Origin of the sequence: Croceitalea marina, assembly GCF_042684265.1 — a bacterium.
Taxonomy (GTDB): Bacteria; Bacteroidota; Bacteroidia; order Flavobacteriales; family Flavobacteriaceae; genus Croceitalea; species Croceitalea marina.
The window spans coordinates 1-1521 of sequence record NZ_JBHULB010000047.1 but is presented as its reverse complement, the minus strand read 5'-3'; the positions used below and the strand labels follow the sequence as shown (position 1 = coordinate 1521).

Annotated in this window: 1 protein-coding gene; it reads left to right on the top strand. The window is 33.2% G+C overall.

Going from position 1 to position 1521, the window contains the following annotated elements; genetic code table 11:
• Positions 1 to 148 precede the first annotated feature (148 nt).
• Complete coding sequence (locus ACFSQJ_RS14275; protein ID WP_377767650.1) at positions 149 to 1318, top strand: serine hydrolase domain-containing protein; 1170 nt, start codon at positions 149 to 151, stop codon at positions 1316 to 1318.
• Positions 1319 to 1521 lie beyond the last annotated feature (203 nt).

The window sequence follows — 1521 nt, the reverse complement described above, 5'->3', positions numbered from 1 at the left end:
CCGCTAGCGCGGACTACTTGGCGAAAGATGTCATGTGAGAATAAGGAAGTCCAATTCACATGACATCCTTAAAAGTATTTTGCTATATTTCCTTAAAATTAGCCGGACTGCACATAGCGCGGCGTTAGCAGTAATTTAAACCAACTCAATGAAAAATTACCTTTTAATAATAGCATTTGCCTTCCTTTTAATTTCCTGCAAGAATTCTAATGATAAAAAAGCGGAAACTAAAGCAACAAGTTTAGAGGAACTAGAAGTAAAATTAGATTCACTTTTTAATTCAAAAATCGGAATAAATGGACCTGGTGCTGCAGTACTAGTTTCTTATGACCAAAAAATGATTGTTGGAAAAGGTTATGGCTTAAGAGATTTAGAAACTAAAACGCCAATTACCATTAATACTAATATGAGAATGGGCTCAGTGAGCAAGCAATTTACTGCTCTAAGTGTTTTAAGTCTTGTGGACGAGGGCTTGCTTTCCTTGAGTGATTCTATAACCAAGTTTTGGGATTATCCTGTTTTTGAAAATATTACTGTTCAACATTTAATAAATCATACATCAGGAATTGCTGACTATTATGAAAATTTCGATGAAAATTGGGATAAAAATAGAATAGTTGAGAATAAAGATATTCTAGAATGGTTGGCCACTAATCCAAAGCCATTATTCGAATCAGGAGAAGGCTGGGAATATTCAAATACTGCATATATAGTTTTAGCTCTATTGGTAGAAAAAATATCTGGCGAGGAATTTTCTAAATATGCCAAGAAAAATATTTTTAACAAAGCAGGTATGAAACAAACCAACTACTATAGCCTAGCAAATCCAACAGAAATTAACGAAAGAGCTTTTTGTTATGAAAAAGACAGTTTAAATAATTGGGAAAAAGTAGATGGTAATTATATGAACGGAATGATGGGAGATGGAGCTGTTTACACAAGTATAAATGATTTCATAGCATATGACAACTCACTGCTTAATAATAATATGATTTCAAAAAACATTGGCGCTTTAATTTTTAAACCAAGTTCAACACTTCCAAAAAAATGGCCTGAATCGAATCCTTTTGAGGAAAGGCTTCCATTTTTAGGGAATAGTGAATTGAACTATGCTATGGGATGGTTTACTAATAAAGATTTTGCATTTCATACTGGAAGTTGGATTGGAGCGAGAACTGTAGTCGTGAGGGAATTAGATAAACCTTTAACTATTGCAATATTTTTGAATTCAGATTCATCATTCATCGAACTAATAAACGAGACATATAGTTTAGTAAATGAATATATAAAAACTACTGCTAACAATGGCTATAAGTAATTGCTTGTTCTCGCCTACTTCTGAAAATCCTCGCGGATTTTCAGTTTTGTGTGTACTTGCAAAGTTGAGTGCTAAACCACGCAACTACTCATAGGTACTGTGTCAAAAAACAAGTTTTTTCTTTAAAATATTAGGAAACAAGTTGAGTAATCAATTTGTTATCCCGCGCAGCAAGGGCTTCATGCTTTTGCTGCTTTTTTATT